Source organism: Nocardia sp. NPDC051463, assembly GCF_040681975.1.
GTDB lineage: Bacteria > Actinomycetota > Actinomycetes > Mycobacteriales > Mycobacteriaceae > Nocardia.
This window is the reverse complement of the sequence record NZ_JBFBAB010000001.1, coordinates 818,977-845,570: the sequence shown is the minus strand read 5'-3', so window position 1 is coordinate 845,570 and position 26,594 is coordinate 818,977. Positions and strand designations below refer to the sequence as shown.

The following is a 26,594-nucleotide window of genomic DNA, read 5'->3' as shown; positions in this document are numbered from 1 at the left end:
CGGTCGAAGAATCGCGTGATTGTCGGGCTCGAAGGGGTTCATCGGCAGGTCATGAGACCTCTGGGTCAGGGCACCCTTATTAGATTCCGGGAAGGAATTCCGCCACACTGGTGTTGTGAAAACCGTGGGTTTGCCGCATGACGAGGACTCCGGTCGCCGCGCCGGCGCCGCGTCGTCGGCCGGGCCCGCGACCCTCGTCCCGAGCGGTGAGGGGCACACGCGCGCAGCGATCGTGCAGCTGCTGCTGGAAGACGGGCCGATCACCGCGACCGCCATCGGGACCAAGCTGGGTTTGACCCCGGCCGGAGTCCGTCGTCATCTCGATGCGCTCATCGACTCCGGCCAGGCCAGGGCCAGCCGATCGGCACCCTGGCAGCAAAAGGGTCGCGGTCGGCCCGCCAAGCAGTACCAGCTCACCTCCGTGGGCCGCGGCCGGTTGGGGCATGCCTACGACGACTTGGCCGGCGCGGCTATTCGGCAGCTCGGCGAGATCGGCGGCGATCAGGCCATCGCCGAGTTCGCACGTAAGCGGGCTCGCACCATCGTGGCGGGCATCGAGCCCGTCGGTGAGCACACGCCGGAGACGACCACCGCGAAGGCGGACGAGATCGCCGAGGCGTTCACCGACGCCGGTTTCGCCGCGACCACCCGCAAAGTGGGCGCGGGCGTGCAGATCTGCCAGCACCACTGCCCGGTCTCTCACGTGGCGGAGGAATTCCCGCAGCTGTGCGAGGCCGAACTCGAGGCTTTCCGGGACCTGCTCGGAACCCACGTGCAACGACTTGCGACGATCGCCAACGGCGATTGTGCGTGCACCACCCACGTGCCGCTGTTCGTTCCCCCTATTACCGATATGAAGTCAGCTTCTCCATCAACCGCTGCACAGCCCGCAGCGGGACGTACGAACGACTCCGGAAGGAGTGCCGAATGACGACAACCACCGACCAGGTGCAACCGCTCACTCAGGAAGAAACCATCGCTTCACTGGGCAAATACGGTTACGGCTGGGCCGATTCGGATGTGGCGGGTGCCAGCGCGCAACGCGGCCTCTCCGAGGCGGTTGTCCGCGACATCTCGGCGAAGAAGAGCGAGCCGGACTGGATGCTGGACTATCGCCTCAAGTCGCTGCGCATCTTCGATCGCAAGCCCATGCCGAACTGGGGCTCCAACCTCGACGGCATCGACTTCGACAACATCAAGTACTTCGTGCGTTCCAGCGAGAAGCAGGCCGAGACCTGGGAAGATCTGCCCGAGGACATCAAGAACACCTACGACAAGCTCGGCATCCCCGAGGCGGAGAAGCAGCGCTTGGTCTCCGGTGTCGCGGCGCAGTACGAGTCCGAGGTCGTCTACCACTCCATCCGTGAGGACCTGGAAAAGCAGGGTGTCATCTTTCTCGACACCGACACCGCACTGAAGGAGCAGCCGGAGCTGTTCCAGAAGTATTTCGGCACCGTGATCCCGGCCGGCGACAACAAGTTCTCCGCACTGAACTCCGCTGTGTGGTCGGGTGGCTCGTTCATCTACGTGCCGCCGGGCGTGCACGTCGACATCCCGTTGCAGGCCTACTTCCGGATCAACACCGAGAACATGGGCCAGTTCGAGCGCACCCTGATCATCGTCGACGAAGACGCCTACGTGCACTACGTCGAGGGCTGCACCGCGCCGATCTACAAGTCGGACTCGCTGCACTCCGCGGTCGTCGAGATCATCGTGAAGAAGGGCGGCCGCTGCCGCTACACCACGATCCAGAACTGGTCGAACAACGTCTACAACCTGGTCACCAAGCGGGCAAAGGCGGAGGCGGGCGCGACCATGGAGTGGGTCGACGGCAACATCGGCTCCAAGGTCACCATGAAGTACCCGGCGGTCTGGATGACCGGTGAGTACGCCCGTGGCGAGGTGCTCTCGGTGGCCTTCGCGGGCGAGGGCCAGCACCAGGACACCGGTGCGAAGATGCTGCACCTGGCGCCGCACACCTCCTCGAACATCATCAGCAAGTCGGTGGCGCGCGGTGGCGGCCGGGCCTCCTACCGCGGCCTCGTTCAGGTGAACAAGGGCGCCCACGGCTCCAAGTCGACCGTGAAATGTGATGCGCTGCTCGTCGATACGATCAGCCGCTCCGACACCTACCCCTACGTCGACATCCGCGAGGACGACGTGACGATGGGCCATGAGGCCACCGTCTCCAAGGTGTCGGAGGACCAGCTGTTCTACCTGATGAGCCGCGGCATGACCGAGGACGAGGCCATGGCGATGGTGGTGCGCGGGTTCGTCGAGCCCATCGCCAAGGAACTGCCGATGGAATACGCACTGGAATTGAACCGGCTCATCGAGCTGCAGATGGAAGGGGCCGTGGGCTGATGTCGTTGGGTGTGAAGGGCGCTGTCGAGGGCGAGAATCCTTCGAAGCCGATTCAGAACCCTGGTGCCGGCGCCGCGGTCAACAAGGGCGAAGTCTTTGCTTCGTTCGATGTCGACGCGTTCGAGGTGCCCTCCGGCAAGGACGAGGCGTGGCGGTTCACCCCGTTGCGTCGTCTGCGTGGCCTGCACGACGGCACCGCGGTGCGCGACGGTGCGGCGATGGTTGAGGTCACCCCGGTCGCCGGTGTGAACGTGGAGACCGTGGCGCGCACGGACTCTCGCCTCGGTGTGGCCGGTACCCCGACCGATCGCGTTGCCGCCCAAGCGTACTCGGGCTTCGAGTCGGCGACCATCGTGTCGGTCGGTGCGGAGACCGAGGTCGCCGAACCGGTGATCGTCACGGTCACCGGTCCGGGCGAGGACAAGACCGCCTACGGTCACCTGCAGATCCGGCTGGCCAACTTCGCCACCGCCACTGTGGTCATCGACCAGCGTGGCAGCGGAACTTACGCCGAGAACGTGGAGTTCGTGCTCGGTGACAGCGCAAAGCTGACCGTCGTCGCCGTCCAGGACTGGGCCGACGACGCCGTGAATGCGACCGCGCATCACGCGCTGCTCGGCCGTGATGCCACGTTGCGCCACATCGCGGTCACCCTCGGCGGCGACCTGGTTCGTCTCACCGGAACCGTCCGCTACGCGGGCCCCGGTGGCGACGCCGAACTGCTCGGCCTGTACTTCGCCGACGCGGGCCAGCATTTCGAGCAGCGCTTGCTCGTCGATCATTCGCAGCCGAAATGCAAGTCGAACGTGCTGTACAAGGGTGCGTTGCAGGGAGACCCGCATTCGCCCAAGGGTGACGCCCGCACCGTGTGGGTCGGCGACGTGCTGATTCGCGCGGCCGCCGAAGGCACCGACACCTTCGAGGTCAACCGCAACCTGGTGCTCACCGACGGCGCGCGCGCCGACTCGGTGCCGAACCTGGAGATCGAGACCGGCGAGATCGTCGGCGCGGGTCACGCGAGTGCCACCGGTCGTTTCGACGACGAGCAGCTGTTCTACCTGCGCTCCCGAGGCATTCCGGAGGATGTGGCGCGACGCCTTGTGGTGCGCGGCTTCTTCCAGGAAATCATCCAGAAGATCGCGGTACCCGAGATCCGGGAGCGGCTGGAGTCGGCCATCGAGGCCGAGCTCGCCGCTGTCGGCGCCTGATCCCGAGCCATATACCCCCACAAAGGAACTCGAATTCGATGACCACCCTGGAAATCAAGGACCTGCACGTCGAGGTTGCCAACCCGGACGAGTCCGGCGAGCCCATCAAGATCCTGAAGGGCGTGAACCTCACCATCAATTCCGGTGAGACGCACGCCATCATGGGCCCCAACGGTTCCGGCAAGTCGACGCTGTCGTACGCGATCGCCGGCCACCCCAAGTACACGGTGACCGCCGGCTCGATCACCCTCGACGGCGAAGACGTCCTCGCGATGTCCGTCGACGAGCGTGCGCGTGCGGGCCTGTTCCTTGCCATGCAGTACCCGGTCGAGGTGCCAGGTGTGTCCACGTCCAACTTCCTGCGCACCGCTGTCACCGCCGTCCGCGGTGAGGCGCCCAAGCTGCGGCACTGGGTGAAGGAAGTCAAGGAATCGATGAGCGAGCTCGAGATCGACGCCGCCTTCGCGGAGCGCAATGTGAACGAGGGCTTCTCCGGTGGCGAGAAGAAGCGTCACGAGATCCTGCAGCTCGGCCTGCTCAAGCCGAAGATCGCCATCCTCGACGAGACCGACTCCGGACTGGACGTCGACGCGCTGCGCATCGTGTCCGAGGGCGTCAACCGCTACAAGGAGCGCGAGAACGGCGGCGTGCTGCTGATCACGCACTACACCCGGATCCTGCGCTACATCAAGCCGGAGTTCGTGCACGTCTTCGTCGGTGGCCGCATCGTCGCCGAGGGCGGTTCGGAACTGGCCGATGAACTCGACGCGAACGGCTACGTCCGCTTCACCCAGTCTGCTACCGCAGGAGCCTGATATGACCGCCACGGTCCCCGCGCTCGACGTGGCCCGCATCCGGGCCGATTTCCCGATCCTGAGCCGTACGGTTCGGGACGGGAAGCCGTTGGTGTACCTGGACTCCGGCGCGACCTCGCAGCGGCCCGTCGCGGTCCTGGACGCGGAACGCGAATTCCTGGTCCAGCACAATTCGGCGGTGCACCGCGGCGCGCACCAGCTGGCCGAGGAGGCGACCGACGCCTACGAGGATGCCAGGGCCGATATCGCCAGGTTCGTCGGTGTGCACGCCGGTGAGATCGTCTTCACCAAGAATGCGACCGAATCACTGAACCTGGTGACGTACTCCTTCGCCGACAGCCGGTTCCCGTACCACGTCGGCCCCGGCGACGAGATCGTCATCACCGAGCTCGAGCACCACGCGAATCTCGTTCCGTGGCAGGAGCTCGCGCGTCGCACGGGTGCGACGCTGAAGTGGTACGGCATCACCGATGACGGCCGGATCGATCTCGATTCGCTCGAATTGTCGCCCGCCACGAAGGTTGTCGCGTTCACCCATCAGTCGAATGTCACCGGCTCGATCGCGCCGGTGGCCGAATTGGTGCGCAGGGCAAAAGAAGTCGGCGCTCTCACGGTGTTGGATGCCTGCCAGTCCGTGCCGCATATGCCGGTGGACTTCCGCGAGCTCGGCATCGATTTCGCCGCGTTCTCCGGTCACAAGATGCTCGGACCTTCCGGTGTCGGTGTGCTCTTCGGACGTCGCGCGCTGCTGGAGGAGACCCCGCCGTTCATCACCGGTGGCTCGATGATCGAGACCGTCACCATGGAGGCGAGCACCTTCGCCCCGCCGCCGCAGCGGTTCGAGGCGGGTGTGCCGATGACCTCGCAGGTGGTCGGGCTCGGTGCCGCGGTGCGGTATCTCGAGGCGATCGGCATGGAAGCCGTTGCCGCACACGAGCACACGCTCGTCGACGCGGCGCTGGCCGGACTCGGCGCCATCGACGGCGTGCGGATCGTCGGACCGACCGAGAACGTCGACCGCGGTGGCGCGGTGTCGTTCGTGGTCGACGGCATCCACGCGCACGATGTCGGCCAGATCCTGGACGACGAAGGTGTCGCCATCCGGGTGGGGCACCACTGCGCGTGGCCGTTGATGCGCCGCCTCGGTGTGCCTGCGACGGCGCGCGCTTCCTTTGCGGTGTACAACACCCTCGACGAGGTCGACACACTGGTAGCCGCAGTGCGGAAGGCTCAGAGCTTCTTCGGGGTTGGATAAGACATGCGCATGGAGCAGATGTACCAGGAAGTGATCCTGGACCATTACAAACACCCGCATCACCGCGGGCTGCGGGAACCGTTCGGCGCCGAGGTGCACCACGTGAACCCGACCTGCGGTGACGAGGTGACCTTGCGCGTCCAGCTCGACGACAACGGTGACGTCGCCGATGTCTCCTACGACGGTCAGGGCTGTTCGATTTCGCAGGCGTCGACCTCGGTGCTGACCGATCAGGTCATCGGCCTGCCGTTGCAGCAGGCGCTGAAGGTGGTCGACTCGTTCAACGAGATGGTCGCCAGCCGCGGCACGGTCGAGGGCGACGAGGACATGATCGGCGACGGTATCGCCTTCGCGGGCGTCGCGAAGTATCCGGCTCGGGTGAAATGCGCTTTGCTCGGTTGGATGGCGTTCAAGGACGCGGTGGTCCGGATTACCTCCGCCGAGGAAGCCAAGCGTGTGATGGGCAATGGATTGCCAACGAATGGGGAAACGGCATGAGCGAGACACCGGTAACCGAATCCGCCGAACAGGCTGAACAGGTCGAGTTGTCTGCGGAGGACATCAAACGCCTCGAGGATCTCGAGGAAGCGATGCGCGATGTCGTCGACCCCGAACTCGGCATCAATGTGGTCGACCTCGGCCTGGTCTACGGCCTGGCCGTGCAGGACGAAGTCGCGATCCTGGACATGACCCTCACCTCGGCGGCCTGCCCGCTGACCGACGTCATCGAGGACCAGTCCCGCAACGCATTGGTCCGCAGCGGTCTCGTCGAGGACCTCAAGATCAACTGGGTATGGATGCCCCCGTGGGGCCCCGACAAGATCACCGAAGACGGCCGCGAACAGCTGCGCGCCCTCGGCTTTACCGTCTGACCCGTTTACCCGCCCGAACGCCCCGGCCGGTGGTCGGGGCGTTTTGTGCATTCCGGGGCGGATTGTCCGGTGCATGGAGCATGCTCGCGTTTGCCGAATTCATGTGCCACTTGCGTGAAGTCGCATCGTGGACCTGCGATGATGGGGCAGGAGTCGGAAGAAGCGGGCGATGTTCTGGTTGGAGATCCACGAGTTCTCGCGGGACCGTCAGCCACGCTGGGGGTGGGTCGTGATTCTTCTTGCCGCCGTGCTGTTTTTCGCCGTGCTGGTGATGGTGTTGGTGAGCACCGATGATTTCGAGGACGGACCGACGACCACGGTGCCGTCCACGTCGGGTCCCTGCCAGCCGTTCTGTATTCGGACCACGACCACGCCGGGTGCCGGGTAGCGCCGTTCCCGGGCTATTCGAGTGTTCCGCAGGCGCGGCGCCCGTACGATCGAATGCGTCCGACCTCCCCGTGCCGAGCTGAGGCCGCGGGTCGACGGTGCGGCTGGAAGGGGAGCGCGATGGGAGCGTCGGCACCATCCGATCTGGTGCCTGCGCCGGATTGGCGGCCTCGCCTGGTGGCCTTGGATATCGATGGCACGCTGTGTTCTGGATATGGCGTGAGTCCGATCCTCGCGCACACCACGATGACCCCCGCGGTGCGGGCGGCCATCGGCGCGGTGTTGCGCTCCGACGCCCACGTGGTGTTGTCAACGGGGCGTTCGACGATCGCCACGCTGCCCTTCTTGGCCGAGCTCGGGCTGTCGGCCGGCACCGCGATCTGCTCGAACGGCGCGGTGTCGATCGATGCGGCGACCGGGGCGGTGCTCGACCAAGCCGTGTTCGATCTGGTAGAGCCGGTCTCTGTGCTCCGGGAAGTATTGCCCGGCGCGGTGTTCACCGTAGAGGAGGTCGGGGTCGGGGAGCGCACCACCCTGCATATTCCCGGACTGCCGGATTTCGGTGGGGCCGTGCGCGTGGTGGACGTCGACGAATTGGTGGCCACCCCGAGTACCAGGCTGACAGTGCACTGGCCCGACCGCACGCGTATCGATCTGGCGGCCGCGCTGGCGGGTGTGCAGGTGCCGGGCGCGCACTGCGTGTACGAGGTGGACGGGGCGTGGATGGATATCAGCCCGATCGGTGTCACCAAAGGTTCTGCGCTGGAAGCGCTTCGGGTCCGTGTGGGTGTGTCGGCAGCTGACACGCTCGCCGTCGGCGACGGCACCAACGATCTCGAGATGCTGGCGTGGGCTGCGCACGGCGTCGCCATGGGCCAGGCGCCGGAGGTGGTCCGGGTGGTTGCCGACGAAGTCTGTCCATCGGTCGCGGAGGACGGTCTTGCCACGCTGCTGTCCCGCTGGTTCTGACAGGGCATGTCGCATCCCTCCGCCGCACACGGTCATAGCGAGGACGGGATCCACCCGTCGCCGCCGCCGGTGGCGGCGCACTTGCTGGAGGAAGACATGTCGCGACACCCATCATCGGCCTTGCTGCGTTCGGCCGCCTACTGGTTTCTCGGGTTCGAGTTCTTTGTCGGCTTCGCGACGAAATTCTGGCCGGGGCCGACCTTATTCGGCCCGGCGTATTCGGAGAAATTCGCTGGCTGGGGCTTCGACCCGAACATGCGCTACGTCTCGGCGTGTTGGAGCTGATTGCCGCAGTGCTACTGGTGATTCCGCGCAGACAGACCCGCTTCCTCGGCGCCGCGATGTTGGTGCTGGTATTGACCGGAGCGGTGACTACACACATCATCGATGACGCCCCGATATACGAAGAGGTTTCCGCGCCACTGCATCTGACGCTCATGTTCGTCGTCGCGCTGGTGACTGGCCCGCTGACTGGCGAGCGGTGGCCCCGCTGCGGAGCCGAATGATGTCGCGATAGTCCCAGGCTTGGAAAATCGATGACGGCCGGATGATGATCTGGTTGATAGTTACGTCGGTGTACAGGAGAAGTCATCATGTTTGTGTCGGGCAGGACGGCCCTTGGCGTGGTCGTGTCATCCGCGACCGCGTTCGTCGCTCTCGGATCAGCGACCGCAGGCGCGGCGGGCGACCTCTACGGGTCGCTGGCGATCTCGTTCGGCTCGGGCAGCGCGGTCGTCGGCGCCGGAGCCAACTATTCGAGTTACGAGAAGTCCGATCAGCGGGCGATGTTGGAATGCGGCAGGCGCGACTGCAGGGTCGTCGTGCGCTTCGTCAACGGTTGCGGCGCGATCGCGGTGCGCGACGGCAGCTACAAATGGGCATGGGGAAACTCGCGGATAGAGGCCGAGCAGGGTGCGCTCGTTGCTCTCGGCCCCGACCCGTCACCGTTGCTAACGGCACTCGGAAGTGCGGCGACGGGTAGTGCCGCACCAGGTAGTGCGGCACTGGGCAGTGCGGCGCCGAGCCGCGCGCAGATCCTCACATCGGAGTGCACGGCCAACGCGCGCTGACCGCCGACGCGAACCGACCTCCACCGAGGCGCGCGGTGGACTGCCTCGACAGCTCGCCGCGCGCCTCGATGTTTCAGCGCCGCAATACTTTCCTGGCCAGGAAATTGCCGAAGAACTGGATTCCCTGAACACCCGCGATGATGATCAGTGTCGCAACCAGCGTGACCTGCCAGTCGAACCGCTGATAGCCGTAGACCAGCGCGAAGTCGCCGAGTCCGCCGCCACCGACGGTGCCCGCCATGGCCGACATATCGACGATCGCGACGATCACGAAGGTGTAGCCGAGCACCAGCGGGCCGAGTGCCTCCGGGATGAGCAGCGTCAGAATGATCCGCAGCGGTCCGGCGCCGACGGCCCGTGCCGCCTCGATGACGCCGGGATCGACGGTGACCAGGTTCTGCTCCACGATGCGCGCGATGCCGAACGATGCGGCCACGATCATGACGAAGGCGGCAGCCTCGGTGCCGATGGTGGTGCCGACCACTTCCAGGGTCACCGGCCCGAGGGCCGCGAGCAGAATGATGAACGGAATCGGCCGCACCACGTTAACGAGCACGTTGAGCAGGAAGTAGATCGGGGCGTTCGCGAGCAGTCCGCCCTTGCGGGTGGTGTACAGCGCGGTCCCGAGGACCAGCCCGATCAGTCCGCCGATCACGAAGGTGAGCAGTACCAGATAGACGGTGGTGCCGATCGCTTCCTGTAGCACCGGCCGCAGTTTGTCCCAATCGGTATGCATGCTTGCTCCTTTCAGACCGATCGGCGATCGAGCTCGTCGACCACCTTGTCGACCGCATCGTCGGGCCCGTGCAAAGCCAGCGTGACGCTGCCGAATGTCTTGTCCTGCAACGTGCTCACCCCGCCGTAGACCACCTCGAACCGGACCTGTGCGTTGGTCGCCGTGGCCAGTGCCGCGCCGATCCCGCGCTTGTCGTCGATGTCGACGGTGACCAGCCTGCCGCCGTGCAGTTCGCCGAGTCTGCGGAGCTCCTCGTCGCTGGGCCGGTTGTGCAGCACGGTGTCCACGAACGATCGAGTCGGCGTCGCCTTCGGGTCGGCGAAGACGTCGAAAGTGCTGGCCAGCTCCACGATTCGACCCTCGGCGAGCACTGCGACACGATCGGCCACCGCGCGGATGACATCCATCTCGTGGGTGATCACCACGATGGTGACGCCGAGCTCGTGATTGATCTTCTTCAGTAGCCGCAGCACCTCCCGGGTGGTCTCCGGGTCCAGCGCCGAGGTCGATTCGTCCGCGAGCAGCAACGACGGCGAGGTGGCGAGGGCGCGCGCGATGCCGACGCGCTGCTTCTGTCCACCGGAGAGCTGATCGGGGTAGCTGCGTGCCTTCTCGGACAGGCCGGCGAACTCGAGCAGTTCAGCGACGCGCGCCTTGCGCTCGACCCGAGGCCAGCGGGCCACCTTCAACGGATACTCGATATTCCCTGCAGCTGTGCGCGATCGGAACAGGTTGAACTGCTGGAACACCATGCCGATGTCCCGGCGGATCCGCCGCACATCGGCCTCCCGCACCCCCGTGATGGGAGTGCCGGAGACCTCGATGGTGCCGCTCGTCGGCTTCTCCAGTGCGTTGATCAGTCGTACCAGCGTGCTCTTGCCCGCCCCGGAATAGCCGATCACGCCGAAGATCTCACCCTTGCCGATCCGTAGATCGATGCTGTCGAGCGCGATATGCCGATCTGCGCCTTTACCGAAAGCCTTGGTGACCGAACGGAATTCGACTGCGGGGACCTGATGCTCGCTCACTTGCCGTCGCGGATGGTCTGCTGCACCCGCTGCAGGATCTGCTCCAGCTCGGGACCGTTGCGCCGCACCTCGACCGCCGTGCCCTTGGTCACCTCGGAATGGGCCTGCTGGACCTCGGGGGAGTGCCAGAGCTCGACGAGTTTCTGGTACCTCGGGTTGTTCTTGTCCTCGGCCCTTGTCACCAGCGCATTGATGTACGGCTCCGCGGACGGATTCTTCGGATCATCCTTGTACAGTGCCGAATTGGGGTCGATGCCGGAGCGGTCGAGAAAGGTGTTGTTGATGATCGATCCGTCGACCGAGGCCAGCGACAGCGCCGTCTGCGCCGCGTCGACCGGGGTCACCTTGACCTTGGACGCGCCCTTGTCGATATCGGCGGGCGAGGGCGCCCTGGTGTCCGACGACAGCTTCAACAGACCCGCGGCCTGCAGCACGAACAGTGCCCGGGCCTGATTGGTCGGGTCGTTCGGGATCGCGATTTCGGCGCCCTGTGGCAGTTCGGCGACGGTCTTGTGCCTCTTGGAGTACAGGCCGAGCGGCACGATATAGGTGGAGCCGATCGGGGTCAGATCCGCATTGTTCGCGACGTTGTATGCGCCGAGGAACTGCAGGTGCTGAAACAGATTCACATCGATCTGCTTCTGCGACAGCGCGAGATTCGGCTGCTTGTAGTCCGAGAAGTTGGTGATCTTCAGGGCGATGCCCTGCTCCTTCGCCTTCTGCTCGAAGACGTCCCAGGCCTTGTCCTTGTCGGTGGTGCCGATGCGCACTACCGTGTCGGAGGAGGCTCGGTCGTCGGAGCCGCACGCCGTAAGGGTGAAGGCCGCGGTGGCAACCAGGACCGGGATCGCCAGTACCCGATGGAATTTCACTCGTGCTCCCGAATGCTTGTCGCAACATCCGCCCGTCGGACCCGTGCCCGATCGAGCGCTTTCTGAACCCGGTAATCCAAGCGGTGTGTCCGGAAGTGCGGCAACGGTTTGAATTGTGTTGAGCAAAACTCTCGCGAACTCTTGGACGGGCGTCTAATTTGCGAACAATGCGAGTACTGCGCCGTGTTGCGGTGATCCCGATTCTGTTCGCTCTTGCCGCCGGGGCGGTCGCATGCGGTGACGAGCGCAGTCCGGATGTGGTCCGTGTCGGTGTGAACGACATCGCGCTGCCGCACTGGGCGGTCTACCAGAAGAAGGCCGCCGAACAGGGCATTACGGTCGAGTACGTCAACTTCACCGACTACAACCAGCCGAACCCCGCGTTGTCGCAGAAGCGGGTGGACCTCAACAAGTTCCAGCACGTGCGGTATCTGGCCAACTACAATGTCCGCAACAACGACACTCTGGTGCCGATCGGTGCCACCGAGATCTTCCCGCTCACCCTCTACTCGCGGAAGTACAAGTCGGTCAACGATATTCCGAAAGGGGGTCAGATCACGCTCAGCAATAATCCAGCCAACCAGGTGCGGCCGCTGCTGACGCTGTCGGCAGCGGGCTTGATCGTGCTGCGGGGCGGCGCGAGCTGGGACTCCACGATCGAGGACGTCGACACCGCAGCGTCCACGGTGCGCCTGACCGCCATCGACCCCACGCTGACCGCGCCCTCGCTCGATAGCGCAGACGCGGCATTCGTCGATGACACCTTCGCGCGCCCCGCCGGTCTGACCACCAAAGAAGTGATTTTCGCCGACGACCCCGAGCGGCCGGAGCTGAAGCAGTACATCAATATCTTCGCCGCCCGCGCGGCGGACAAGGACAACCCGAAACTGGTAGCCCTCGCGAAGTTGTACCACGACCCCGAGGTGGAGGCGGCCGTGCGCGCCGAGACCGGCTACGAGGGGGTGTTCAAGACAAACGATCCCGCGGACCTGCAGGCCACATTGACAGAACTCGAAGCGAAATTCCGCAGGTAGGTCTCAGCTGTCCATCGCGGACAGCACTCGGGCAGCCTCGCGCTGTGCGTTCGTATTCGGTTGCAGCGCACGCGAACCGGCCAGCTTCGCCTGCACATGCTCGGAAACCGTGATCGGCGCGTATTTGCTGCCCGCACCGATGCACGAAGGTAGCGTCTCGATCACCGCGTCGAAATTGCCGTCGTGGAAGAACGCGGCGCTGCGGCGGCGTTCGATGGTGCCGTCGACGATCGGTGGCATGACCCGGTGCAGCGTAGACAGCCAGCGTTCGTTGGTCCAGCGCGCCATCAAGTCGCCGAGGTTGACCAGCAGTGCGTCCTCGGCAGGCTGTACATTGTGCCAGCGTCCGTCCGTACCGAGTACCTGCAGGCCCGGAACCCGGTCGGCCCACAGCACGGTGACGATGCCGTAATCGGTGTGCGCGCCCATGCCCTGGAGCTCGCCGTCGAGGTCGACCGTGCCCGGAGGGAGGGCGTAGTTGTTCATCCGCAGCACCTCCAGCGAGTGATCGGTGAACCGGTCGAAATATCCGGCGGGCAGGTCGAGGGCGTCGGCGAAAATGGTGGTGAGGGTACGCGCGACGCGCGCGGCCTCGGCGAAGTACGCCCGGACCGGCTGCCGAAATGTGGACAACTCTGCGGGCCAGACGTTATCGGCATAGCCTGCCGCCGCGGGCAAGTCCAGGCCCGGGTAGTCGGCCGTGGTGGTGCCGACATTGAACGCTTCGAAGTAATCGTTCATCCGTGTCGCCGACCTCACCCCGAGACTCGAGCTCAGGTTCTCGCTTTTCGGCGGCGTGTAACCGCGGTTGAACTCGACGGCGGTCCGGTACTGCTGTTTGGCCGCCGGATCGAGGGCGAAGAAGTCGTCCAGCGCGGCGGCGAAATCGTCGAGGACCGACCGGGCGATGCGGTGCCCGCGAATCTGCATGCACCCGACCGTGCCGGCGGCCGTATCCACCTGGCGGGCGACCGCGGCCCGCTCGGCGTCGCTTGCCCGCTCGACGTAGGACGAGATGTCGATGACGGGAACATGGAACTCCATCATGTATGTCCTTTCCTGGCCGAGGGGGATCCATCCAGCTTGTCGCCGGATGGATGCCGTGTTCGGTCATTCGGGTCACGATCGCGTAAAGCCGCACAACGGCATATCGCTCCGGTGTGGGGCTCGCACACGGAGGCGAAAATAACCCGTTCGGTGCTAGCGACAAGTCTCTGGCTTGCTGGTCCGAGGTTTGCGTTGACCTCGGCGGCAACGTTTAGCGTTGCGGTCGCCGGCTGCACGCAAGGGCCGCGCTTCGTCCGAATCGAACATCCGAGGACCGCCCATGAAGTTCGCGATCAGCTACAGCACGCCGTTCAACGGCATCGACCCCGACAGGCTCACCGCGTTTGCTGTGCATGCCGAGAACTGTGGTTTCGAGGGCCTGTATCTGCCGGATCACATCGCGCTGTACCCCGGTGCCACATACGGCGGGAACGAGCTGCCGCCGACGCTGCCGTATTTCGACCCGCTCGACAGCCTGAGCTTCGTCGCCGCGTCGACCCGACGGATTCTGCTGGGCACGGGTGTATTGCTGCTGCCGTATCGGCACCCGGTGGTGCTGGCCAAGCGGCTCACGACGATCGATGTGCTGTCCGGCGGGCGAATGCGGCTGCTCACCGTCGGGCTCGGATTCCTGCCGGGCGAGGCGCAAGCGACGGGGGTGGACTTCGCCACCCGCGGCAGACGCGCCGACGAAGCGATCGACGTTATGCGCCTGTTGTGGTCGGGCGGGCCGGAGGGTGTCGGCTATCACGGCGAGTTCTTCGACTTCGACAATCTGTGCAGCTTCCCGAAACCCATAGGGGGGAGCGAGCTTCCGATCCATATCGGTGGCAGCAGTCGAGCGGCGGCGCGTCGGACCGGTCGGTGCGGTGACGGCTATTTCGCCGGCGGGATGCTGCCCGAGCCCGAACGTGACATTCAGTGGGATCTGGCCAAGGCGTCAGCTGTGGAGGCAGGCCGCGATCCCGCGGCGCTCGAATACACCCGTTGGGGGACCGTCGACCTGACCGCCGAACAGATCGATGCTTCGGCCGCGCGCGGCGTGACCCGAATCGTCGTCGGACTCCCACCGGGCGTTCCCGGCCAACAGCTGGACAAGATGTCCGAATTCGCCGAACGTTTGGGATTGGTAAGGCAATTGCAGAACCAGCACAGCTGACTTCCATGGGCACTCGACAACGCCTCGGCAGCGACCCTCGGTGCGAATTCACTGTCGGTCGGCGGCGCCTGGTGACCAAAGGCAGTCTTCAGGAGGCGGTGAACTTCGGCGCCCGGCGCTCGCTGACCGCACGGACACCTTCCGCGAAGTCGGCGCTGTGCATCAGCTCCGCCTGCTGTGCGGCCTCGTGATCGGTTGCAGCGCGGATCTTTTCGGCTAGATCGCCGCGCAATGTGGTGCGGATCGAGCGCACCGCCAGCGGCGCGTTGGCCGCGAGCTGGGCGGCCAGTGCGATGGCCTCGTCGCGCAGTGTGCTCGCGGTGGTCAGTCGATCGCACAGGCCGATGGATTCGGCTTCGGCCCCGTCGACGGCCCGACCGGTGGTCAGTAGGTCGAGAGACTTCTGTGCGCCGATGACCGCGGGCAGTGTGACGGTGAGCCCGAACCCGTGGTGGATGCCGAGTCTGGCGAAATTGGCGATGAATCGCGTCTCACGAGTGGCGACCCGGAAGTCGGCCGACAGCGCCAGCCCGAGCCCACCTCCGATCGCCGCGCCGTGCACGGTCGCCACCGTCGGGGTGCCGACCTCGAACAGCCGCGCGGCCTCCGCATACAGCTCGCGCGGATCGCCGATCCCCGGTCCAGCGAAGTCGGCTCCGGCGCAGAAGTGTTTTCCGGTGGAGCACAGAACAATTGCCCGGCAGTCGGAGTCTGTGTCCAGCGCCGCGTACGCATCTGCCAGGGATCTGATCAGCGCGGTGTCGAAGTAGTTGTACGGTGGCCGCGAGAATTCCACCACTGCCACATGATCGTCGCGCAGCTCGATCGCAAGGTCATCGCTCACTCGGGACTCCAGAACGTTGTGGAAGTGACTGAGCGAACCTTAACGGAGTCCGGCAACTGTGGTGTGGGGCAGGGGATCCCCGCGGACCAGCGGGGAACGGCGCTGGCCGTGCAGTACTCGCTGCTGGCTGCTGCACGACATCACGGGGCCACGTGATGCGCCGAGATCGTCCTCGATCTCAGACGGAGCGCGGCCACAACAGTTCACGGCTCAACGGCACTGCGACATCCACCCTGCGGGTCGCCGACGGCGGCTCCAACCGGAGATCGTCAAATTAGCTCTTCTCAGCGAAACCACCGTCGCATCCCCTCGGGTCCGCATCTATGCCGGACTCGGTGTTCGCTCCCGCACCACCTCCGTGGCCCGAGCCCGCGAACAGGTCGCGATCTTGTCAAGATTCGTTTTGTTCCAATCGTGCCCGTAATTCTGACGTTGGTCTGTTGTAGTTCGTGATTCGTTCCTCGTTCCCGAGCAAGTACCGGTCGAGGTGTGGTTCATCCCCATCATGGATTCGCTCCGCAATACTGCAATTTGTGTCGCCGGTTTGGATTCTTCCCCACGGCGCCATGGTCGCTATGGGGTATCCGGTATCGTTCTTGATAACTCGAGACACGCCAATTGGCCGGTACATCCCTGGTTGGTCGGTCGCCTCGAACCCTGCGGTGAAGCTCTTCGGATCGTGGACGGTAAATTCACCTCGCGGTTGAGTGACTACCATATCGTTGGCCTTGGCGATATAGTCCGTTTCTTTGTGGCCGCTCTGGAGGATGCACTTCACGATTTCTCCTTCGGTCGCGGGCCGAGCTGGAACGAGTTTATCGGCCTTTTTCACGAGTATCTCGCCCCTGTGCATCAGAGCGTCGGTGTAACGCTGCCGCTCGAGAGCGACGAACTCGTACGGCGATGGTATAGTCTCCGTCACATTCAACGCTCGGGCCAAGAGTAGCGCTTCCTCTGAATCCGTTGCGACAATACCGGTTCCGATACTGTCTCGCAGGTCGTCCGCGATTCCCAGTTTGACCCGTGTCACTGTTTCGCCCGATGTTTTTACCAAGATATCCAGATGATTTCTTATCGAGCACATGTACGCGGAAAGGTTGGGGACCAAGCGATTCACCGCCGTTCGAAGTCATCTGATGCGTATCCGGTTGGCTGGTCGGGTGTCGACCGGTCTTTGGTAACTTACCCATCGGTTCACCCGACCCACCTCCATACTTGGGGATGCCGGATCGCGTACCGGGCAAGCCATCTCCGCGCAGCTGCGCTGACAGCGAAGCTGCCGTGCGCGAGTATGAGTGACACGTTTGTTCGGTGGCGGAGGTCCGTGACGGCGTTCTTGCTGGAGGCGACTCGGACGCCCGGGACCCGCAGGGCTGCGCCGAGCAGTCGGCGTGGGTGTTGCGACAGAGGTTCCCGACTGCTATCTCGGGGTCAGCGTGACCGGCAGCGCCGAGGGTGACAAGACGAAGTCTCGGTTGGAGGCCCGCACGACGTACTTCGGATCGGGCGCCGGCCGCCAGCGAACGAGCAGCGCTGCCGAGGCCAGGGTGATCTCGAGCAAGGCGAAGTGGTCGCCGAGACAGCGGCGGCGGCCGACGCCGAAGGATAGGTTGGCCTTCTTGTCGATGCCGTCGGCGCGCTCCGGTGACCAACGCGCCGGGTCGAAGGCCTCCGGGTTGGCGTAATAGCGCTTGTCGTGCTGAACCATATAGGGGCTGAACATGATTGCCGCGCCGTCCGGGATGGTGAGACCACCGATGGTGACGTCTCCGTCGGCAGTGCCCGCGCTGATCCACGGACCCCAGAAGCGAAGTGTTTCCGCCACAACCTGTTTCAGATAGGGGAGCGTGGCGAGATGCTCCGGTCGAACGGGGCCGGTTCCGACGACGGCGTCGAGTTCGGCATAGAGCTGTTCGGCGATGTGGGGCCGGCGCATCACCTCGTGCCACAGCCATCCGGTCAGCGAGGCCATCGAACCGACGCCACCTGCCAGCATCAGGATCGCTTCATCGATGATGTGCTCGTCGGACAGCGTTGCTCCGGTCTCACTGTCGGTGTGCCGAATGAGCGCGGACACCACGTCGTTGAAATCCTCGTCGCGGCGGCGATATTCCGACACCACCTCCCCGATGGCGCTACGCAGGTGGCGCGCCTTCATGCGCCACCGCCAGTTCGCGACTACCCGCAGCCGGCGCACCTGCGCCGGTAATGCCGTTCGCAGGATGACCTGGCCGAGCAGCCATGGCACATTGTCCCGAATCTCGCGTCTTGCTTCGTCGCTGAACTCCGCGGTGAACAGCGTCGAGGAGACCGTGTCGAGAATCAGGCCGTGCGCCTCGTCCATCAGATTCACGCGCTCGCCCGATGGCAGTCCCGCCGACCAGCTTTCGGCGATATCGGCCGCCGACCTCGTGTACTCGGCGAGACGGCTCTGACGCAATGCGGGTGCGATCATCCTGCGTCGCAGCTTGTGTTCGTCGCCGCGCAGGACGTTGACCGATCCCCCCGCGATATCCTCGATCGCCTCGCGCAGGTCTTCACGATTGAGTTCGGCGTCGCCGATGCCTGCCTCGCGAACCAGATCCGGGGTGGTGAGGAGGTATCCGGTTTGCTTGCCGAAGAATATCCGCACGACCGGCCCGAGGTCGGACAGTGACGTCACAAACGCGGGGGCGTCGCGCAACGCCCGCAGACTGTGTCCTACCAGCGGCAGGCGCCCCGGCGCGGTCGGCACCTCCGAAAGAGCTTGTGGCATCACCAGTCCGCGGCTGAGCGCGGACATCTCGCCGGCCTGTCGATAGATGTTCAGCACCGCGCCGGTGTGCTGTGATTGCCGCACCGAGTCGCTGTATTTGCCGAGCACGGCCCGCATTTCGGCGAGCGCATCGCGATCGGCGGCCAGCTCGGCAATAATCGCGGCGATCCCCGCGGCCGAAGCATCCGCCGTGCGGACACCGCCACCGCTGGGCACCGACTCGTCGAGATCGGGATCGCAGTAGATGATCGGAAGTCCCACCGCTACGGCCTCGAGCAGGACCATGCCCTGCGTGTCGAAGCCGTAGGAGGGGAACAGCAGCGCATCGCCACCGGCCATGGCGTCGAGGGATTCTGCCTGAGTGACCCTGCCGTGCAATCGGATTCGATGATCGAGGCGGTGCTCGGCGATCGCTGTGGCCGCAGCGTCGCGCAAATCCCCATCGCCAAAGATATCGAGGGTGCAGTTGTCGATGCGCCGTACCGCGTCGATCGCGTCGAGCAGGCGCTTCTCGGTGGAAAGTCGGCCACTCCACACCAGCCGCAGTGGCCCGTCGGCCGGCTGTCCGGAAACCGGACTGCTGTGGTTTTCCAGCAGGAGATCGTCGACGCCGTTGGACACCACCTGAATCGGGCGGGTCAGCCCGTGCGCGACCATCAGGTCGGCGAAATGCTGCGTCGGCGCGATCACCGTGTCGGCAACCTGGGCCTGGCCGACGATCGTCCACCAGGCGTGGCGTGCGGCGCGGCTCTCGGACCGGTGCGGCATATGGTGGCTGTGGGGTACGAACCGGCCGTGTAGCGCGCGCATCGCCAATGCTGCCGCGTAAGGCGCGGGCGAGGTGTGTTCGATGAACGCGTCGTCCCGGCTCTGGGCGGTGTGCACCAGCGGAAGCCGATGTCGCTGTGCCGCTTTCATCCCGGAGATGGCGACACCGTAGGTGGTGTGCGTGTGTACGACCTCGATCGGGCCGTGTGCGGCGAAAGCGGCGTCGATCAACTCGGCATTGCGCTTGGTCGGCAGCACCACCGGGAAGCCGTTCACCTCGAGCCCGGCGACCGCTTCGAGCTCGACCACGTTCGGCGGGGAATCGGCGGTTTTGCCCGGCAGCGGTGCGACGAAGAGGGTCACATGGTGGCCCGCACGCTCCAGCCCGCGACACAGCGAGCCGACCGCAGTCTGGACACCACCGAGCGTGGCCGGGTGGTAATCCATGAACATAGCGATGTGCACAATGGGCACTGTACCGACGCGCGAGGTTCGCCGAGAGCCCACAATTCTGTCGACTACCCGGCGAACCTCGATAAGAGCACCGTGCCGACGGGACCACAACAGCACCGAAAGTAGCGCCGTGAGAATAGCGATTCCACTGACCGGAACCCGAGGTGACGTTCAGCCGGTCGTGGCACTGGGACTCGAGTTGCAGCGGCGCGGACACGACGTGCTGCTCGGCGCGCCGCCCAACCTGGTCGATTTCGTCACCGGCACGGGACTCGCCGCGCGCTCGTGCGGGCCGGATGTGCAGCAGCTCTACAGCTCCGACGCGGGGCAGCAGGCGCTGGCAGCGGGCAACACCCTGCGCCTGATGCAACTGGTTGCTCGACAGATGGCGGGCTACGCCGAGCAGATGAACCGTGAGGTCATCGACGTGTGCGCGGGCGCCGACCTGATCGTCGCGAGTACCGTCACCGAGGACCGGGCGAGTTCGGTCGCCGAAGCGATGGACGTGCCGCTTGTCAGCCTGCACTACTTCCCCTGCCGTGCCAATGGCGCCTATCCATTTCCTGGCGCGCTACCACCGCGGTGGCGGCCCCCCGCGCCGCTGAACCGCGCGACCTGGGTGTTCGCGGAGAATCTGCGCCGCGTGGTGTTCATGCGCTACCTCAACGATCTGCGAGCGACACTGGGCCTGCCGAAGTCGATGGCGAGCACCGCTGGGGTCTTGGCGCGCAGGCGCGTTCCGGAAGTACAGATCTACGATCGAGCGCTCGTCCCCGGGCTGCCCGAACAATGGGACGCGCGCAGGCCGTTCACTGGTTTCCTGACCCTCGACGACGCCGCCCGTGCGGCGGTCGGCGACCTCGATGGTGACCATGCAGGCATTCTGTCCTGGATCGAGGATGGGGACCCGCCGGTGTTCTTCGGCTTCGGCAGCATGCCGATCCGGGACACCGCGGCCGTGTTGGGCATGGCCACCGAGGTGTCGGCTCGGCTCGGCGTGCGTGCGTTGGTGAGCGCGGGCTGGAGCGATCTGGATGTCGCTGCCGCGCAAGCCGACCCGAATGTGAAGGTCGTCGGATCGTTCGCGCACGACATCGTCTTTCCGCATTGCGCCGCTGCCGTGCATCACGGCGGTATCGGTACGCTGTTCGAAAGCTTGCGCGCCGGACTGCCGACGCTGGTGTGCTCGGTGTCGTTCGAGCAGCCCATGTGGGGCGGGCAGGTCGAGCGACTCGGCGTCGGTGCGCACATGAAGTTCACGAAGCTCACCACGGCTCGCCTCGAGCACGGCGTTGCTACCCTCCTCGACAAAGAATGCAGAACTCGCGCAATGGAATTCGCTGAGACCCTGAGCGCAGACGGCGCCAGCGCCCGCACCGCCGACATCATCGAGGCCACCGCCCGGTGATATCGCACGTTGCCACCGACACCGCCGTCATGTTCCGGCGCTGCGTGCGGCATACCCTGCGCAGCCGCGATACCCTGATCATCTCGCTGCTCATGCCGGTCCTGGTCATGATGTTGTTCACCTACGTTTTCGGTGGGGCGATCGATGTCGGCGGACCCTACCTCGACTATGTGGTGCCAGGAATCATGTTGCTGTGCACGGGTTTCGGTTCGTCGATCACCGCCACCAGCGTGTCGACCGATATGACCAGGGGCAGCATCGATCGGTTCCGCACCCTGCCGATGTTCAAACAGGCCGTGCTGGCCGGGCACGTCGCCGAGGGCGTCGTGCGCAATCTGGCTGCCATCGCGATCGCGGTCGCTGTTGCGCTCGTGCTGGGGTATCGCCCTCACACCGGCGTCGTCGGCTGGTTGTCGGCGTTCGCGCTGATCACGCTGTTCGTCCTGGCGATCTCCTGGATCGCGGTTGGGCTGGGACTGGTCGCGAAGAACCCCGAGGCCGCCGGTGGGCTCACCTACGCGATCATGTTCATCCCGTACATCAGCAGCGCTTTCGTGCAGACCTCCACCATGCCCGGATGGCTGCGCGGGTTCGCCGAGTATCAGCCGGCCACACCCGTCGTGGACGCGGTGCGTGGGCTGCTCGACTCCGCCGACACCGGGCACGATGCCACGGTCGCCGTGTTCTGGTGTATCGGTCTCGCCGTGATCGGGTTCGCCTGGGCAAGTGCCGTATTCGGTCGGTTGGCGCACCGCTGAACAGGTGTGTGGTCGGCGCTCGGACGATTTCGGTGCCGAAACGCCTGCGGGCGATCTGTTGAGCGGCAATGATTCGTTGGGTGGACGAGGCAAAGTACCGGGAGACCCGGCTGGCGTTGCATGCCGCGGGGGAGTTGCTGATCGCAGGCCCGCAATATCGGATGTTCGGAACCATTCGTTTGCGGTCGGTGCTCGGCGGTTTCGGCGGTGTGCGCTGGCCGGTGTCGGTGGTGGGCACCGAGCTGGTCACCACCGCGGGTCGTATCCCGCTGGTGAGCACATATCGCGAGGTCGCCGCGAAAGCCGGTTTTCACCCGGAGGCGCCCCAGGGTGTGTACAAAGACACCACCGGCGTCGACCCCGATGACCCGATCATGGTCGACGCGGCGGCGGCAGCGATGATCGCCGACTGGTTCGCCCTCGGCAATGCTGCGCTGCGCTGCTTGGCTCCCGATGCCACCGCGGTGCTGTGGCCGGAGCATTTCGATCTTTCCAGCACCCTGAACGAGGTCAACTATGGCGTGTCGCCCGGCGACGACGCCCATCCCGGTCCCTACGCCTACGTCGGGCCGTGGACACCGCGCAGTGGCGCATTCTGGAACGCGCCGTTCGGTGCGCTGCTCCCGCGCGAGGAAGTCAACGCCGAGGCGGACCTGCTCACGTTCTTCGAGGAAGGTAGGGCTCGCGCGGCCGAGACGATCTGATCAGCGGTGGGAGTCCGACGAATCCGACAGCGCGCCAGCACGATCCGAGGTCGTGCGGGCGAGCGCATGCAGATAGTCCGCGGTCGCGGCATCTGCGGGAAAGAAGGACTCGACCGTGATCTCCTCCAGCGTGACGTCGAAGGCCGCGCCGAACGTCGTGATGGTGCTGAACAGCGAGAGATCCATGCCGCGATGGCGCAGCTGGATGGTCAGCGCGACCTCGGCCGGGTCGATGCGCACCAGGTCGTGGCCGGTGGCGTAGTGGCTCAATTCCTCGTGCAACGCCGCGAGTTCGGGATCACCGGTATGTGCGGCCTGGCGCGCGAGACGCGGCAGCAGGAAGCCACGAACCTGAGCGAGATTGCGCACCCGAGGTGCGAATCCATCGGGGTGCACACCGAGTCGCATCATATTGATCGGTGGCTCCAGTAGTGCCCCATGCACATCGTGGAAGAAGATCTCGGCGGCCGTATTGGCGAACAGGAGATTCCAGCGCCGATCGAGAGCCAGTGCCGGGTAGGGCTCCTGCGCGTCCATCACGCGCTGTACCGCGGCCTCGGCCTCGGCAAGGTCCGGATCATCCAGCGGGCGCTGTCGATAGGTGGGCGCGTGCCCGGCCGCAATCAGCAGTCTATTGCGTTCGCGCAGTGGAATATTCAAATGCTCGGCGAATCGCTCGATCATTGCTGAGCTGGGGATCGTCCGTCCGGTTTCGACGAAACTGATATGCCGGGCGGAGATCCCGGACCGGATCGACAGCTCGAGCTGACTCAGCTTGCGTCGAGTGCGCCATTCTCGCAGCAGCGCACCGACCCGGCGATCCTCATCCATGCGGCAAGTATCGCTGCGCGACCGGACCGGCCGCCATTACATCCCTGGTAATCGACACGTGCACGGTGCCGCTGCGACGGTTACCGCCATGACACAGAACACCCTGGCCGCCGACAACAAACAACTCGTGCTGCACGGCCTTGCCGAGTTCGCGAAGGGCAACATCGAGGTCCTGCGCGACCTGCTGCACGAAAATTTCATCGAACACAGTCCTGGTAACCCCTCCGGTCGCGACGCCTTCATCGCCTTCATCGCGAACTCTCCGGTCGCCGCCGGGCGGTTGGAGATCAAACGCGTGGTCACCGATGCCGACTTCGCGGTGGTGCACTACCACATGATTCCTCCCGGTGACGAGCGCGGCCTCGCCGTAATCGACGTCTGGCGGCTGGTCGACGGACACATTGTCGAGCACTGGGACGTCGTGCAGCCGGTGCCGGACGTCGCCGAGATTCCGCACGGGATGTTCTGAGCAGACCGGGTCGGGGTGCGTTCAGCGAGCGCCCCGACCTTCACCCGCGAGGCGGCCGCGACGGAGGAGGCGGGCTGGGTACCCGGTGCCACTGCTGGCAGCGCGTCCCCGGGTCCGGGCAGGGCACGGGCACGGGCACGGTGGATCGGGCCGGACGAACGGAGTGACCGCCGCGGCGGGGGTGAAGCCGCTGCGGGTCATCAGGGCCGACGACGCGGCGTTGGGGTTCTCCACGTCGGTGACGATGCGCGCAGCGCGCCGCGCGCGAACAGCGCCTCGGAGCGACATCCCTGCCTGATCGCGCGACTCATGCTCCCTTGCGGGCGGCTGCCTTCTTCACGGGCTTCTTCGTCGGTTTGTCGGCGGCCTTCTTGGCTGCCGCCTTCTTCGCAGGGGCGGCCTTCTTGCCGGCGGTCTCGCTGCTGCCGCGGCCGGACGTGGCGCGGCGACCGCTGGCTTCCAGGCTGCGCTGCAATGCGGCGACCAGGTCCACCACCTCGGCATCCATCACCGCGGGGGCCGACTCGGGCCTGCCGGCCACCTTGCCGGTGCCGCTGGCGACGGCATCGTCGAGCACCCGCTGGAGTTCGAGCTGATACTCGTCGGTGTACTGACCGGGATCGAAATCGTCGGACATGGTCTCGACGAGCGTCTCGGCCATCTTGATCTCTTGTGGTTTGGGCTCGGCGACGCCGTCGAGCGACTCGAATTCGGCCGCTCGCACCTCATCGGGCCACAGCAGCGTCTGCAGCACCAGCATCCCTTCGCGCACCCGCAACGCCGCAAGCCTGGTCTTCTGCCGCAGCGTGAAGTGCACGAGCGCGGTGCGGTCGATGCGCTCCAGCGTTGCCGCGAGCAGTACATACGCCTTCGGCGTATTCGAGTCGGGTTCGAGGTAGTAGCTCTTGTCGAACAAGATCGGGTCGATCTGCTCCGACGGAACGAATTGTAGGACGGGGATCTCATGTTTTTCGGCCGCGGGGAGTTTTGCGAAGTCCTCGTCGGTGAGAATGATCTTGTCGCCCTCTGGCGATTCGTAGGCTTTATCGATATCGGCGTATTGCACGGACTTTCCGCAGACCGTGCACACCCGGTCATATTTGATTCGCCCGCCGTCCTTGGCGTGCACCTGATGAAACCGTATGTCGTGGTCCTCGGTGGCGGTGTAGACCTTGACCGGGACGTTTACCAGCCCGAATGCGATCGAGCCCTTCCAGATCGCCCTCATGCTCCCATGATGGCGGAATGAATTCGAATACGCGAGCGAACCGGAATCCGCAGTGTCGCAGCGGCGATTCGGTGCCGCAATCGGGGGGGTAATCCGGCGAACAGCGTCCGCATGGCCCCGAGCGTGCCGCCGAGATCGGTTCGGCCGGACAAATACGCCCGCTGCAACTCGGGTGGCAGTGAGAAGAAGACATCGAAGAAGACCGGAATTTCGTCGGGCGACAGGGCGAGCAGAGCCCGCAGGCCGGCCCCCCGCAGCAGGTGCACCGCCCGTGCCGCGGCGGGCCACGGCGAGTCTCCTGCCGCTACTGCATCGGCTGCGGTGAGTGCGGCCGCGACGCTGTAGCCGGTGGCGGGATGGATGAAACCGCCTGCGGCACCGAACCTTCGCGGTCCCAGCCGACCGCCCTCGACCGGGAAACGCACTCGCTCCACCGGTTCGTGGCCGGTGAGTTCGATGCCGCGGGAACGTAATCGGTGCTCGAGGCGGTCGCGCAATACCGCGCCGTCGAGTGCGGGCCGCCCGGCGAGGCAAGTCTCTTCGAGCAGCATCGCACCGCCACCGAGCGGCACCGCGTACAGGAAGGACGGCGGCGCCTCCGGGTGCGCGCCATTGTCCGGGCGCCAATCCATGAACAGCGGGTCGACGCGGTCGTCCGCGACGATCACCCCGTATGCCGTCTGTTCGGCCAAGACAGCAGAGCGGGCGATGCCGCGGGCGTCGATGATGCGCGCGCCCTTCAGCTGCGTCCCCGAGGCCAACGACACCGAGTGACGTCCGAGGCCGACTACCCGGTCGGCGATCACATCCGCGCCGGCCAGCTCGAGGGAGTCCTGTAGTCGAGAGGTATCGAGAACCGCATAGCGTCGTGCTATGCGGTGGCCGAGTGTGCCCCACGCGGTCGGCTCATCGACCGTCGCGCCGACCGCTGCCGGGTCCAGCCACAGGGGCAGCTCGTCTTCCCAGGCGGCATAGGTCGCCGACCAGAGCCGGTCCGGAAACGGATCGATCGCGGTGACCGAAAGGCCATGGGCGAGACTGCGATGCACCAAAGCGCGACCTGCGGGGCCGAGGCCACACACGATGATGTCTGCCGTCATGCCACGCCTGTCGTGCGGTCTACTCGCCGGTATGGGGTGGATTCGAATGCGGGCATCGGTCGTGCGCGTCCTTTCGTCGGGGCCGAGCTTAGTGGGGGGCGTGTGACGCCGAAGGCCTGTGGTGATGATTCGTCGACCGGACGGTGATCCATTTCATATCCCTGTCCGGCCTGTGGTGGGCATGCCTGGTGTCCAAACCCGCTCGTTCGATCGAAATGCCCAGGTGGTCGCTGCTTTTCGCGGATATCGAGGCGATGCTCGCATGCTTTGCTCGGCCGTTGCGGGAATTGTGTTCTCGCTCACCGGTTTTGCCGGTCCGGTTGTTACGATCTCCGGGCGCCGACGCCGCTTCCGATGCCCGGTGTCGCGGTGGTCAACGGTGATCGGCGCGCTGGTTCACCCTGGGCTGTGGCCCGATGCGGGAAAACCAGGTGGGAAGCCGGGCGAGCAGTTGTCGCGT

Annotated in this window: 28 protein-coding genes; 18 read left to right on the top strand and 10 right to left on the bottom strand. The window is 65.3% G+C overall.

Annotation, left to right across the window (positions count from 1 at the left end; all coding sequences use genetic code 11):
• The first annotated feature begins 115 nt into the window (after nt 1-115).
• The 12 genes from AB0M74_RS03790 to AB0M74_RS03735 all read left to right on the top strand — a co-directional run bounded on the left by AB0M74_RS03790 (nt 116) and on the right by AB0M74_RS03735 (nt 8,940).
• A complete protein-coding gene (locus tag AB0M74_RS03790; protein WP_364901293.1) occupies nt 116-931 on the top strand; it encodes a metalloregulator ArsR/SmtB family transcription factor in 816 nt (271 codons plus the stop codon).
• A complete protein-coding gene (sufB, locus tag AB0M74_RS03785) occupies nt 928-2,364 on the top strand; it encodes a Fe-S cluster assembly protein SufB (RefSeq protein ID WP_364901291.1) in 1,437 nt (478 codons plus the stop codon). The genes AB0M74_RS03790 and sufB overlap by 4 nt, the downstream gene beginning before the upstream one ends.
• Nucleotides 2,364-3,572: a Fe-S cluster assembly protein SufD gene (sufD, locus tag AB0M74_RS03780; RefSeq protein WP_364901289.1), complete on the top strand. Its 1,209-nt coding sequence runs from the start codon at nt 2,364-2,366 to the stop codon at nt 3,570-3,572. Before sufB ends, sufD begins: the two co-directional genes overlap by 1 nt.
• Before the next feature lie 38 nt (nt 3,573-3,610).
• A complete protein-coding gene (gene sufC, locus AB0M74_RS03775; protein ID WP_364901287.1) occupies nt 3,611-4,387 on the top strand; it encodes a Fe-S cluster assembly ATPase SufC in 777 nt (258 codons plus the stop codon).
• A 1-nt stretch (nt 4,388) separates the two neighbouring features.
• Nucleotides 4,389-5,642 (top strand): cysteine desulfurase, encoded by a 1,254-nt coding sequence (locus AB0M74_RS03770; protein ID WP_364901285.1) that lies wholly within the window; start codon nt 4,389-4,391, stop codon nt 5,640-5,642.
• Between the two features lie 3 nt (nt 5,643-5,645).
• Nucleotides 5,646-6,140: a Fe-S cluster assembly sulfur transfer protein SufU gene (gene sufU / locus AB0M74_RS03765; RefSeq protein ID WP_364901283.1), complete on the top strand. Its 495-nt coding sequence runs from the start codon at nt 5,646-5,648 to the stop codon at nt 6,138-6,140.
• Nucleotides 6,137-6,514, top strand: a complete 378-nt coding sequence (locus AB0M74_RS03760) for a metal-sulfur cluster assembly factor (RefSeq protein ID WP_328402857.1) — start codon at nt 6,137-6,139, stop codon at nt 6,512-6,514. The genes sufU and AB0M74_RS03760 overlap by 4 nt, the downstream gene beginning before the upstream one ends.
• A gap of 169 nt (nt 6,515-6,683) precedes the next feature.
• Nucleotides 6,684-6,902, top strand: coding sequence for a hypothetical protein (locus tag AB0M74_RS03755; RefSeq protein ID WP_364901281.1), 219 nt, complete (start codon nt 6,684-6,686; stop codon nt 6,900-6,902).
• A 119-nt stretch (nt 6,903-7,021) separates the two neighbouring features.
• Nucleotides 7,022-7,870, top strand: coding sequence for an HAD family hydrolase (locus AB0M74_RS03750; protein ID WP_364901280.1), 849 nt, complete (start codon nt 7,022-7,024; stop codon nt 7,868-7,870).
• 81 nt (nt 7,871-7,951) lie between these two features.
• Nucleotides 7,952-8,155: a hypothetical protein gene (locus AB0M74_RS03745; protein WP_364901278.1), complete on the top strand. Its 204-nt coding sequence runs from the start codon at nt 7,952-7,954 to the stop codon at nt 8,153-8,155.
• The gene (locus tag AB0M74_RS03740; protein WP_364901276.1) at nt 8,143-8,376 is read left to right on the top strand and encodes a DoxX family protein; all 234 of its coding nucleotides are present in this window, start codon (nt 8,143-8,145) and stop codon (nt 8,374-8,376) included. Before AB0M74_RS03745 ends, AB0M74_RS03740 begins: the two co-directional genes overlap by 13 nt.
• A gap of 123 nt (nt 8,377-8,499) precedes the next feature.
• Entirely contained in the window at nt 8,500-8,940 is a 441-nt protein-coding gene (locus AB0M74_RS03735) for a DUF4189 domain-containing protein (RefSeq protein ID WP_364901274.1), read from the top strand.
• Nucleotides 8,941-9,013: 73 nt separating this feature from the next.
• On the opposite strand, the gene AB0M74_RS03730 is transcribed toward AB0M74_RS03735, so the two are convergent.
• The 3 genes from AB0M74_RS03730 to AB0M74_RS03720 are packed head-to-tail and all read right to left on the bottom strand — an operon-like array spanning nt 9,014 to nt 11,576.
• Entirely contained in the window at nt 9,014-9,676 is a 663-nt protein-coding gene (locus AB0M74_RS03730) for a methionine ABC transporter permease (protein ID WP_364901272.1), read from the bottom strand.
• Nucleotides 9,677-9,687: 11 nt separating this feature from the next.
• Nucleotides 9,688-10,704 (bottom strand): methionine ABC transporter ATP-binding protein, encoded by a 1,017-nt coding sequence (locus AB0M74_RS03725; protein ID WP_364901269.1) that lies wholly within the window; start codon nt 10,702-10,704, stop codon nt 9,688-9,690.
• Entirely contained in the window at nt 10,701-11,576 is an 876-nt protein-coding gene (locus tag AB0M74_RS03720; protein WP_364901266.1) for a MetQ/NlpA family ABC transporter substrate-binding protein, read from the bottom strand. Before AB0M74_RS03720 ends, AB0M74_RS03725 begins: the two co-directional genes overlap by 4 nt.
• 167 nt (nt 11,577-11,743) lie before the next feature.
• Here AB0M74_RS03720 and AB0M74_RS03715 point away from each other — a divergent pair, with 167 nt between their 5' ends.
• The gene (locus AB0M74_RS03715) at nt 11,744-12,610 is read left to right on the top strand and encodes a MetQ/NlpA family ABC transporter substrate-binding protein (RefSeq protein ID WP_364901264.1); all 867 of its coding nucleotides are present in this window, start codon (nt 11,744-11,746) and stop codon (nt 12,608-12,610) included.
• A gap of 3 nt (nt 12,611-12,613) precedes the next feature.
• On the opposite strand, the gene AB0M74_RS03710 is transcribed toward AB0M74_RS03715, so the two are convergent.
• A complete protein-coding gene (locus AB0M74_RS03710) occupies nt 12,614-13,654 on the bottom strand; it encodes a 2-oxoglutarate and iron-dependent oxygenase domain-containing protein (protein ID WP_364901936.1) in 1,041 nt (346 codons plus the stop codon).
• A gap of 283 nt (nt 13,655-13,937) precedes the next feature.
• Here AB0M74_RS03710 and AB0M74_RS03705 point away from each other — a divergent pair, with 283 nt between their 5' ends.
• Nucleotides 13,938-14,816 carry an LLM class F420-dependent oxidoreductase gene (locus AB0M74_RS03705; protein WP_364901262.1) on the top strand — a complete coding sequence of 293 codons (879 nt, stop codon included), beginning with the start codon at nt 13,938-13,940 and terminating at the stop codon, nt 14,814-14,816.
• Nucleotides 14,817-14,904: 88 nt separating this feature from the next.
• Here AB0M74_RS03705 and AB0M74_RS03700 read toward each other — a convergent pair whose 3' ends face one another.
• The 3 genes from AB0M74_RS03700 to AB0M74_RS03690 all read right to left on the bottom strand — a co-directional run bounded on the left by AB0M74_RS03700 (nt 14,905) and on the right by AB0M74_RS03690 (nt 19,648).
• Entirely contained in the window at nt 14,905-15,660 is a 756-nt protein-coding gene (locus AB0M74_RS03700; RefSeq protein WP_364901260.1) for an enoyl-CoA hydratase/isomerase family protein, read from the bottom strand.
• A gap of 391 nt (nt 15,661-16,051) precedes the next feature.
• On the bottom strand, nt 16,052-16,768 hold the full coding sequence (locus AB0M74_RS03695) for a hypothetical protein (RefSeq protein ID WP_364901258.1): 717 nt from the start codon (nt 16,766-16,768) through the stop codon (nt 16,052-16,054).
• A gap of 312 nt (nt 16,769-17,080) precedes the next feature.
• A complete protein-coding gene (locus tag AB0M74_RS03690) occupies nt 17,081-19,648 on the bottom strand; it encodes a cytochrome P450 (protein ID WP_364901256.1) in 2,568 nt (855 codons plus the stop codon).
• Between the two features lie 118 nt (nt 19,649-19,766).
• Between AB0M74_RS03690 and AB0M74_RS03685 the strand changes: the two genes are divergently transcribed.
• The 3 genes from AB0M74_RS03685 (at nt 19,767) to AB0M74_RS03675 (ending at nt 22,506) form a co-directional block, all read left to right on the top strand.
• Nucleotides 19,767-21,044, top strand: coding sequence for a glycosyltransferase (locus tag AB0M74_RS03685; protein ID WP_364901254.1), 1,278 nt, complete (start codon nt 19,767-19,769; stop codon nt 21,042-21,044).
• A complete protein-coding gene (locus tag AB0M74_RS03680) occupies nt 21,041-21,802 on the top strand; it encodes an ABC transporter permease (protein ID WP_364901252.1) in 762 nt (253 codons plus the stop codon). The genes AB0M74_RS03685 and AB0M74_RS03680 overlap by 4 nt, the downstream gene beginning before the upstream one ends.
• Before the next feature lie 80 nt (nt 21,803-21,882).
• Nucleotides 21,883-22,506, top strand: a complete 624-nt coding sequence (locus AB0M74_RS03675) for a hypothetical protein (RefSeq protein ID WP_364901250.1) — start codon at nt 21,883-21,885, stop codon at nt 22,504-22,506.
• On the opposite strand, the gene AB0M74_RS03670 is transcribed toward AB0M74_RS03675, so the two are convergent.
• Nucleotides 22,507-23,337 (bottom strand): helix-turn-helix transcriptional regulator, encoded by an 831-nt coding sequence (locus AB0M74_RS03670; protein ID WP_364901248.1) that lies wholly within the window; start codon nt 23,335-23,337, stop codon nt 22,507-22,509.
• Nucleotides 23,338-23,425: 88 nt separating this feature from the next.
• Between AB0M74_RS03670 and AB0M74_RS03665 the strand changes: the two genes are divergently transcribed.
• A complete protein-coding gene (locus tag AB0M74_RS03665; protein WP_364901246.1) occupies nt 23,426-23,806 on the top strand; it encodes a nuclear transport factor 2 family protein in 381 nt (126 codons plus the stop codon).
• Nucleotides 23,807-24,113: 307 nt separating this feature from the next.
• On the opposite strand, the gene AB0M74_RS03660 is transcribed toward AB0M74_RS03665, so the two are convergent.
• Together AB0M74_RS03660 and AB0M74_RS03655 are read right to left on the bottom strand one after the other, a co-directional pair.
• Nucleotides 24,114-25,034: a Ku protein gene (locus AB0M74_RS03660; protein WP_364901244.1), complete on the bottom strand. Its 921-nt coding sequence runs from the start codon at nt 25,032-25,034 to the stop codon at nt 24,114-24,116.
• Nucleotides 25,031-26,134: a lycopene cyclase family protein gene (locus AB0M74_RS03655; protein ID WP_364901242.1), complete on the bottom strand. Its 1,104-nt coding sequence runs from the start codon at nt 26,132-26,134 to the stop codon at nt 25,031-25,033. The genes AB0M74_RS03660 and AB0M74_RS03655 overlap by 4 nt, the downstream gene beginning before the upstream one ends.
• Between the last annotated feature and the right edge of the window lie 460 nt (nt 26,135-26,594).